Raw genomic sequence first — 9,548 nt, forward strand, 5'->3', positions numbered from 1 at the left:
ATTTTTGAATAGAGTATATTTAGCTACCGGATTCATTGCATTCAAGAGGTACCTGTTCAGGAGAGAAGAGGTTCGAATGAATACTTATAAACCTGCATAGCTTACATGAAGATTCCAAAAGCACCCATTCTTTTTTTCACGTTGATCTCTGTTCTAATGGTAATTCTTTTACTTCAAGGATGTGCTGAAAACTGCTCGAATAAAGCTGAGTGGACATCCTATTTAGGCGGGCAGGATCGCAATCATTATTCCTCTCTTCGGCAGATCGACTCATCAAATGTGAATATATTGCACCAGGCGTGGGTTTACCATACACGCGACTCAGGGGAAATGCAGTGCAACCCGCTCATGATTGACGGGAAATTATATGGAATTACAGCCGCCAATCACCTGTTTGCCATTGATGCCGCTACCGGTAAAGAAATATGGACCAATAGGGAACTTTCAGAAGCGCCGCAGGTCAACCGCGGTATAGCTTATTGGTCTAATGGAAATGAAGGTCGGTTACTCTTTACTGCGCAATCCTTTTTGTATGCAGTGGACATCAAAACCGGTAAATGTATACCCTCTTTTGGAACTGCGGGGCGGGTAAGTCTCCGGTCGGGATTAAACCAACGTGCGACTGACAAATTTGTTGTATCGACCACGCCGGGAACAATTTTTCAGGATCTCATCATTATGCCCATACGGGTAGGGGAAGGTGTTCTGGCAGCCCCAGGCTACATACAGGCATTCAATGTGGTTACCGGAAAGTTGGCCTGGGTATTCAGGACTATACCATATCCTGGTGAATTGGGGTATGAAACATGGCCTAAAGAGGCATATAAAAATCCATCGATCGGCGGGGCGAACAATTGGGCAGGTATGGCGCTTGACGAAAAAAGAGGAATCGTATATGTGCCGACAGGTTCAGCTGCATTTGACTTCTATGGTGGAAACCGGAAAGGTCAGAATCTATTTGCGAATTCATTGCTGGCATTGGATGCAAAGACCGGTAAATATATCTGGCATTTTCAGGCTGTACACCATGATGTCTGGGATCGGGATTTTCCTGCGCCGCCAAATCTTACTACAATCACGAGAAACGGTCGAAAAATTGAAGTTGTTGCACAGGTAAGTAAAAGTGGGCATATTTTTGTTTTAGACAGAGAAAACGGACAACCGATTTTTCCAATGGATGAAGTACCTGTTCCAACAGGGGGTGTCCCCGGAGAGGAACTCTGGAAGACACAGCCAGTTCCACGGCTACCTCTTCCTTTTTCCAGACAGACCCTTACCGAGTCGGATATTACCGGGCTTTCGAATAAAAGGGACTCGCTTGTAGATATATTTAAAAAATCCAACAAAGGTAATTTTCATCCACTTGGGTTCACACCTACAATACTTTTTCCAGGTGCAGATGGCGGTGCGGAATGGGGTGGCGCGGCAGTAGATAAACAGGGTGTGCTTTATGTAAATTCAAATGAAATGGCTTGGCTATTCAGTTTAAGTTCAATAAAAAATAAACAGCAGAGCAGTAAACCGATTTCTTCCGGAAGGAGTCTTTATCTCAGCAATTGCGTTGCCTGTCATAAAGCTGATCTTTCGGGAAATCCGCAGAGTGGTTATCCGGCACTGACAGGTCTCAAGCAAAAAATGTCAAGAGATTCAATAAATAATCTTATCGCGTTTGGAAGAGGAATGATGCCTGGTTTGACCCATATCAGTGAGAAGGAGCGACAATCGATCATGAACTACCTCTTTGGTGAAGAAAAAGAAGAAGCGGTCGATAAACAGGAGGAAAATGTTGCCGATGTGCCCTACGTTTTTAATGGTTATAATAAATTCTTGGATGAACAAGGTTACCCTGCTATCACACCACCTTGGGGAACACTTACGGCTGTTAATTTAAATACCGGCAAACACCTATGGCAAATTCCACTGGGAGAATTAAAAGAACTGTCTGCACGCGGTATTCCCATTACCGGTACTGAAAATTATGGAGGTCCGGTTGTAACTGCCGGGGGATTATTATTTATCGCTGCAACGAAAGACAGTAAAATCCGCGCTTTTGCCAAGGCGTCTGGAAAATTGTTATGGGAACACGATCTTCCGGCTTCAGGTTTTGCAACACCGGTCACTTATGAAGTTGACGGTAAACAATTCGTTGTCATTGCCTGTGGTGGAACAAAACTTGGCACATCCCGGGGAGATAGTTATGTCGCTTTTGCTCTTCCTTAGGTAAATAGCCGAATGAAGATCTAGATTATCCTCCATCTTCCAAGTCCTCAAAATTTAGTAGGTTATTCCTGGTAAGATTTGTAGTTGTACTGATTTTCCTGTTCCATATGTTAAAAAATCATAAAAAGAATACCATTTCTTGTGCACCTAGTCAAATAAGGTTAAATTCACAGATTGATGAACGGGACCCTATTAAATAACACACAGAATGACAAGCGATACGTCTTCGCATTGATTGTAACGGTGATGGTGCTGCTTACGTCCTGTCCGATAAAAAGTGGTATCAAAAGCCTTATGGGTATTCCGGTTAGTACCGAGCAGGGGGCAACCACAAGCAATACAAATTTTTTAATTAATGGAGGAGAGCGGTGTGTCAACAGTGAAACAGACCAGACAAAAACATCGTCAACTGTTTCCACTCGGGCAAATGATATATTGCCTACGGTTATTCTTACTTCGATTTTCCTTTTCCTGATCGGGTATACACTTAAGAGGAAACATGTACATCCTCTTTATGGAAACTTAAAAATTCCCGATACATTACCTATCTTTCTCCGATACAGGAAACTCATCATATAATACTATTTTCTAATTACTTCACTTTCCGTTGATAGCTATCTTTCAACGGATGTTAACCCTATTGATTTCACTTTAGAATCTCTGGTCACGTTTTGCGACCGGTCAAAATTAACGAGTATGATAAAACAGGTTATGGTAACCACAATCATGTGGCTAACTGTCGTTGCGATGTCTCCATTACATGCGCAACCAAAAAAAGCCCCCAGCAATAACCAATACAAAAGTAGGGATTAAGAATCATCAATAGTATAGTACATAATTAAAAATAACTTATTATGAATAAGCAATTTAAAAATCTGACAATACGGTCGGTAATTTTCATAATGGCAGCAATTTCTTTTGCTGCTTGTGGAAATACTGATAAGAATAAACAAAATAAGGCAACAGACGAGGCAACGGCACCAGAGAAATCAACGGAGGCAGAAACTGAGGAAACACCCGATATGCTATTTAAGAACAAAGATGGTCAGGTCATATCTTTAAAATCATTAAAAGGCAAAGTTGTATTTATCAATTTTTGGGCGACCTGGTGTCCGCCATGTATCCAAGAAATGCCATCTATCAATAAACTCAAACAAACATTTAAAGGAAATGATAATATCGAATTTATAATGGTGGACGTGGACAATAAGATAGAACAATCAACCGCATTCATGGAGGAAAATAAATACGATCTGCCCGTTTATACACCCGCAAGCAACATTCCGCCGGATTATTTAGGCGAAGCTATACCAACCACTGTTGTGTTGGATAAAAATGGTGATATGGTTGGACGTATGGAAGGTGGCAGGGATTATAGCGATGAGGGTATTATAAAGGGATTGACTGAGCTTCTCGAAAAGTGAATGTCGACAGTTATTGCACCCAATAGACTTTGCAAATTACATGTCCTGAAAAAATTGCCAAACGGGCCGGAGAATCAAAAAAAATCGAACCTGTGGTTTGATAAAACAGAAAGAGATGTTTTAAACATCTCTTTTTGCCTACGCATAGAAGCTGTTTGCTCAATCCGATCTGTATGAATTTAGTAACCGCTTGATTTTTAAGAACGAACGCGGATAATTGTCTTTCCTTTTGCTCGGTCGGTTTTGTTGAAAACAGCTACGGCGTCATCCAGCGTGGCCACCTCACCAATATTTGTACGTATTTTTCCTTCCCGTACCTTTTGGACAATCTCGATCAATTGTGGGCGATCGGGTACAACAATAAAATCAATCGTCTTTCCGTCTATGGGGTGTGCCTCAGTCGGACCTGCGATAGTCACCATCGTTCCTCCTGGGCGAACCAATCGTGCAGACCGTTCCGCAACCTCACCACCGAGGACATCGAAAACTAAATCCACGGCATCGACATCTTCAAGCGAGTCGTTTTCGAGATCTATAAACTCCTGCGCTCCAAAATCCAATGCCGTCCGACGGCCGGAAGCACGTCCAGTACCAATCACATATGCTCCGGCCTCGCGTGCCAGTTGAACGGCCATCGAACCAACTACACCTGCAGCACCGTGAATCAGGACACGCTGTCCTGACTGAAGTTTGCCATGATCAAATAGACCCTGCCATGCCGTCAGGCCAGGCATTACAACAGCTGCTCCGACAGCAAAGNACCAACTACACCTGCAGCACCGTGAATCAGGACACGCTGTCCTGACTGAAGTTTGCCATGATCAAATAGACCCTGCCATGCCGTCAGGCCAGGCATTACAACAGCTGCTCCGACAGCAAAGTCAACATCCGCCGGTAAGGGGGCTAGGTTGCGTGCTTCAACAGCTACATATTCTGCTAACGTACCGTCGCGAGTCCAGTCCGTGAGACCAAATACCCGCTGTCCAACCGAAATTCCGGCCGTTCCATAATTAAGGGCTATTACCACACCGGCCAGTTCGTGCCCGGGAATCGAAGGCGTTCGGTCACGGCCGAGACGATCAACCCAAGTTGATGGCCACGACAGTTCATCCCCTGTGAAACCCGATGCATAAACTTGCACAACTACATCACCGTAGTTAGCACCTGATTGACTACCGAGGCCCTGAGGTTCAGGGCACTCCATTAATTTCATTCCAGCCGTCCCTGCAGTTTGGTCTGTAACTATTATCGCTTTCATAACTTTTTCCTTTCTTAATCTTTAAATTAATACTGGTTTTCAAATGGTTAAAGCTATCGCTTAATCCGGTAACCAGTATGGTCCAATTTAAAAATATAGAGGGGTCCAATGATGATGAGAAAAATCCGTTGAATATATGGAAGACAGGCAGATACGTGTCTCAGTTACGGATATCCATTAGTCCAGCCTGTAAATGAACTCTTCTATCTCCATTTGTCGGGCGTCGGCATAGCCGTTGTCCGTACCGATTTTTACAAAGCCACATTTCTCCAAAACTTTCTGAGAACCAAAATTATCAAATGCAATCCGTGCGAAAATTGGTCTATTATCTTCAATTTCAAGAAAGTGCTTTAAAGCATAAGATGCAATGCCTTTTCCCCAATACTTCTTATCTATCCAATAGGTGATTTCGGAATTTCCTTCCATAACAAATTTCGCTATACTGCCAACTATGGTTCCGTGCATAACAATGGTAAAGTTATTTACGGTAGGGGTCTGGAGGAGTTTGGTATATTTTTCAAGGTAAGCGGTTTTATCTGCCCAGTTTTTAGGGGTGAACGCAGCCATATAGCGTGCTTCTTCGTTAAGCTGGAATTGAAAGAGATATTCTAAATCAGCTACTTCCGTTTGCTTGAGGATTATTTCAGATCTATTTTCAGTCATTTTTATCTTATTGTTTGTTGTATCAGGTTTATGTACTCAGTAGCCGAAAACTATATCTTCTATTTCCGGTACCTTATAGTTCTATCGTTTTTTGTCATGTCGCGCGAAGATAGATTCCGAGCCTAATGACGCTATCCATTGTCCCACCCAATTCAGAGATACCATTCGGCAATTGCCTATATCAATAGTTGCTGCGTGGGAATATCCTTTGGACCCAACAACGGATGAAGGATTGTCAAACTACAATACAGGTATCATTTTGTGAAAAGCAATGTACTAAAATAAAATTACCTAAAATTACCTAAAATTACCTAAAATTCCGTCCCTTGCCAAAAAGATCCAATTGCGCGTCATGAAGCGCCTGTGTCCGCTTTTTCTTAGCTGAGTGTAGCTTACGCTCATCTTCTTCTGTCGGCGAAAGTGTCCTGAGGTTGACCTGTTTTCTTTCCTGCGGTCCCAACAGGGTCAATAAGTCCGAGAGATTGTAAAACCGCTTGGCGATTATGTGCGTTACCTGTCCTTCGCGTTGAAGTTTTCCTTCCACCATCAACAATTGTGAATAGAGAATCTCTTTTCGATAGCGATCAAAGAACTTGGCAAAAGCTACCAGATTAGCTTCGCCTGTTTCATCTTCAATGGTAATAAAACAGATACCGCTTGCAGTACCGGGCCGCTGCCGTACCAATACCAGTCCAGCCACTCTTACCAGTGTACCATCGGGCCAGCGATCCAGCTCCTTTGTTGACAAAATCCCACGCTCATACAATTGTCGTCGTATAAAATGTACCGGGTGCGCCTTCAACGATAGTGACAGCGACCCGTAATCCTGCACCACATGCTCAGACAATGACATTCTTGGTAATCGCACTTTCTCCTCCAGCACACTGGCAGTAGGCCCCCCCTCAAAGATTCCAAAGGGGCGATCGTGCAAGGCCGATACCTCCCATAAAGCCTGTCGGCGGTCCATTCCCATCGAGCGAAAGGCATCGGCATCTGCCAGCCGCTCCAATGAGGCGATGGAAACACCCACATCCAAGAGGAAATGGATATGGGTATAGCGCTTTTTTCGGCCTGCAACCAATGCATCCATCTCTTCTTGTTTCATGCCTTTGATCTGCCTAAAACCCAAGCGCATGGCGCAATGGCTGCCCATTTTCTCTTCCAGTGTATTGTCCCAAGAGGAAAAATTTACATCCACCGGCCTCACCATCACCCCATGTTCGCGCGCATCGCGTACAAGCTGTGCCGGTGCATAAAAACCCATCGGCTGGCTATTCAGCAATGCTGCGGCAAACACGTCCGGGTAGTGGTATTTCAGCCAGCAGGAAACATAGACCAACAGCGCAAAACTGGCCGCATGGCTTTCAGGGAAACCATAGCTGCCGAAACCTTCCAGTTGGTGGAATACCCTTTCGGCGAATTCTCTTTTATAATTCCGCGCTACCATACCGTCAATCAGCTTCCGTTCAAATTGGCTCACCTGTCCTTTAGACTTAAATGTAGCCATACTGCGCCGCAGCTCATCCGCTTCGGCGGGTGTAAAACCTGCCGCTACAATGGCAATCTTCATCGCCTGTTCCTGAAAAAGGGGTACTCCCAAGGTTTTTTTCAGGATCTGTTCCAGCTCGGGCGAAGGGTAATCTACTTTTTCTTCACCCTTTCGCCTGCGCAGATAGGGGTGTACCATGTCGCCTTGAATCGGCCCCGGACGTACAATGGCCACCTCAATCACCAGGTCGTAGAAGTTTTGCGGTCGCAGACGCGGTAACATGGATTGCTGTGCGCGACTTTCGATCTGAAATACGCCGATGGTATCCGCCGCACTGATCATATTATAAACCTCCGGGTCATCCTGTGGAACAGTGGCCAGCGTCAGTTCCCGATCATGATGAGCGCGTACCAGATCAAAGGCTTTGCGAATGCAAGTCAGCATACCGAGAGCCAGCACATCGATCTTGAGAAAGCCCAGCGCATCGATATCGTCCTTGTTCCATTCAATGTTAGTGCGATCCTCCATCCGTGCATTGATCACCGGACACAGATCCGTCAGTTTTCCATCCGTGATCACAAAACCGCCCGTATGCTGGCCCAGCTGGCGCGGGAAACCCATAAACATACGTGTCAGTTCCAATACCTTTATCAGGTGCGGATCCTGTGGGTTGAAGCCATGCTCCGAGATGCGTTCGCCCCGAGACCATTCATCCGTAAATTCCCAGATAGACTTGGAGAGTCGGTTGATGACATCTACCGACATGCCCATGGCCTTGGCCACATCCCGCACCGCACCTTTCTCATGGAGCTGTGTCACCGTAGCCACAATACCGGCACGCTCGCGGCCATATTTATCATAGATATATTGAATGATTTCCTCTCGACGTTCATGTTCAAAATCCACATCGATATCGGGTGGTTCGTTGCGTGCCGAAGAGATGAAACGCTCAAAGAGCAAGTCGAATTTCGTAGGATTCACTGCGGTAATGCCCAAACAGAAACAGATCGTGGAGTTGGCGGCTGAGCCACGGCCTTGGCAGAGAATACCGCGTGATCGGGCCTCGCGTACAATGTCGTATACCGTCAGGAAGTAAGGGGCGTAATCCATCTCTGCAATGAATTTCAGTTCGTGTACAATAGCTGTTGAAACCTTTTCCGGCAGTGGATCTCCGAAGTGATCATGGGCACCCTCCCATGCCAGTCGCGTCAACTCCTCCAGCGGCGTACGTCCGTCGGGCATGATCTCTTTCGGATACACATATTTCAGGTTGTCAAGGTTGAAGCGACAAGCCGCTGCAATCCACTGGCTATTTGCAATGGCCTGCGGATATTTTCTGAAAAGGCGTTCCATTTCCGAGGCTGGTTTCAGATAGCGTTCCGCATTCCCGTAAAGCAGATAACCAGCGTTATAAATTGTTTTCTTCTCGCGCACACAGGTAACGATATCCTGTAACTGCCGCCTTTCGGGGCTGTGGAAATGTACATCATTGGTAGCCACCATCGGTACACCGAAGGTCTTCTCCAGTTCCGCTATCCGATAAAGCCTTTTGGCATCGCTTCCCCTGTACAGCCAAGAGGCTGCCAGATAGAGCTGATCACCGAGGGCCTCTTTATATTCCAACAGTTCCCTTTTAAAGTCATCCTCAAAATCAAAATCATTGTTCAGGTCCATCGGAGGCAGTAAAATAAAAATCATACCCTCAGTATAACGGTATACATCGGCCTTGTACAATTCACATTTTCCTTTTTCCGTCCGTCGATTACCTTCCGTCAACAGCGCCGATAAACCTGCGTAAGCTTTTTTATCGGTCGGGTAGGCAAGGAGAGAGGGGCCGTTCACCAAATTAAGGCGTGCGGCGGGAATGATGCGCAGACCATGCTTTTTTGATGCGCTGTGCGCACGTACAATCCCCGCCAACGTATTATGATCGGTTATAGCCATGCTTTCATAGCCGAGGGTTACAGCCTGTTCTACCAGTTCTTCCGGATGGGAGGCGCCCCGCAGAAAGCTGAAATTCGAAGTGATCTGTAATTCCGTATAGTTCATATAGTATTAGGCAAAAAATCCATGTATAAACCATTCAGGCTCCCGCTCATCCTCATAATGACCCGAGCGGAAAAGCCAATAACGCGCTCCCTCTTCATCCTCCACCCGGTAATAATCACGCTGAAGACCCGTTTCAATCCACCATTCTCTTTCGATCCGTTCGGGCCCGTCAGCTTTTTTTACCACATGCCTTTTTTCTTTGTATATAAATACCATCGGCGGATAATCCGGTACAGGTGCCGTTACCTGGATCCGTTCGGGTTCAGGAAGCAAGTACATCGGGCGTGGCTCACCGGTAGGCCAGGGGATGGCTGGTTGTTCATCATATGGAGTTGCTACCTTTAAAGCGAGACAGATTTAGATAGTAATTTTAAATTTGTAGAAATGCATAGAAAATTTGATGATTCGTTTAAGACCATGGCGGTCGATTTGAGCGTTGTTAAGG

8 protein-coding genes are annotated in these 9,548 nt (G+C 45.4%); 3 read left to right on the forward strand and 5 right to left on the reverse strand.

Features of this window, described 5'->3' with window-relative positions; translation table 11 throughout:
• The first annotated feature begins 105 nt into the window (after positions 1–105).
• The 3 genes from RYH73_RS16320 to RYH73_RS16330 all read left to right on the forward strand — a co-directional run bounded on the left by RYH73_RS16320 (position 106) and on the right by RYH73_RS16330 (position 3,644).
• On the forward strand, positions 106–2,220 hold the full coding sequence (locus RYH73_RS16320) for an outer membrane protein assembly factor BamB family protein (RefSeq protein ID WP_335314508.1): 2,115 nt from the start codon (positions 106–108) through the stop codon (positions 2,218–2,220).
• Positions 2,221–2,397: 177 nt separating this feature from the next.
• Positions 2,398–2,799 carry a hypothetical protein gene (locus RYH73_RS16325; RefSeq protein WP_335314509.1) on the forward strand — a complete coding sequence of 134 codons (402 nt, stop codon included), beginning with the start codon at positions 2,398–2,400 and terminating at the stop codon, positions 2,797–2,799.
• A gap of 275 nt (positions 2,800–3,074) precedes the next feature.
• A complete protein-coding gene (locus RYH73_RS16330; RefSeq protein ID WP_335314510.1) occupies positions 3,075–3,644 on the forward strand; it encodes a TlpA family protein disulfide reductase in 570 nt (189 codons plus the stop codon).
• A 197-nt stretch (positions 3,645–3,841) separates the two neighbouring features.
• Here the strand turns inward: RYH73_RS16330 and RYH73_RS16335 are convergent, their stop codons facing one another.
• From RYH73_RS16335 to RYH73_RS16355, 5 genes are all read right to left on the reverse strand, one after another.
• Positions 3,842–4,378, reverse strand: coding sequence for a zinc-binding dehydrogenase (locus RYH73_RS16335; protein WP_335314511.1), 537 nt, complete (start codon positions 4,376–4,378; stop codon positions 3,842–3,844).
• Positions 4,378–4,902 (reverse strand): alcohol dehydrogenase catalytic domain-containing protein, encoded by a 525-nt coding sequence (locus RYH73_RS16340; protein WP_335314512.1) that lies wholly within the window; start codon positions 4,900–4,902, stop codon positions 4,378–4,380. The genes RYH73_RS16335 and RYH73_RS16340 overlap by 1 nt, the downstream gene beginning before the upstream one ends.
• A 177-nt stretch (positions 4,903–5,079) precedes the next feature.
• Complete coding sequence (locus RYH73_RS16345) at positions 5,080–5,565, reverse strand: GNAT family N-acetyltransferase (protein ID WP_335314513.1); 486 nt, start codon at positions 5,563–5,565, stop codon at positions 5,080–5,082.
• A 307-nt stretch (positions 5,566–5,872) separates the two neighbouring features.
• Entirely contained in the window at positions 5,873–9,103 is a 3,231-nt protein-coding gene (locus RYH73_RS16350) for an error-prone DNA polymerase (RefSeq protein WP_335314514.1), read from the reverse strand.
• Positions 9,104–9,109: 6 nt separating this feature from the next.
• Positions 9,110–9,382: a hypothetical protein gene (locus tag RYH73_RS16355; protein ID WP_335314515.1), complete on the reverse strand. Its 273-nt coding sequence runs from the start codon at positions 9,380–9,382 to the stop codon at positions 9,110–9,112.
• Positions 9,383–9,548: the final 166 nt, after the last annotated feature.

The organism is Olivibacter sp. CPCC 100613, from assembly GCF_036959255.1.
Lineage (GTDB): Bacteria > Bacteroidota > Bacteroidia > Sphingobacteriales > Sphingobacteriaceae > Olivibacter.

Coding starts and splice junctions, on each gene's coding strand:
- RYH73_RS16345 (WP_335314513.1), bottom strand. CDS start 5,565: ATGACTGAAAATAGATCTGAAATAATCCTCAAGCAAACGGAAGTAGCT.
- RYH73_RS16350 (WP_335314514.1), bottom strand. CDS start 9,103: ATGAACTATACGGAATTACAGATCACTTCGAATTTCAGCTTTCTGCGG.
- RYH73_RS16330 (WP_335314510.1), top strand. CDS start 3,075: ATGAATAAGCAATTTAAAAATCTGACAATACGGTCGGTAATTTTCATA.
- RYH73_RS16320 (WP_335314508.1), top strand. CDS start 106: ATGAAGATTCCAAAAGCACCCATTCTTTTTTTCACGTTGATCTCTGTT.
- RYH73_RS16355 (WP_335314515.1), bottom strand. CDS start 9,382: ATGTACTTGCTTCCTGAACCCGAACGGATCCAGGTAACGGCACCTGTA.
- RYH73_RS16325 (WP_335314509.1), top strand. CDS start 2,398: ATGAACGGGACCCTATTAAATAACACACAGAATGACAAGCGATACGTC.
- RYH73_RS16335 (WP_335314511.1), bottom strand. CDS start 4,378: ATGCCTGGCCTGACGGCATGGCAGGGTCTATTTGATCATGGCAAACTT.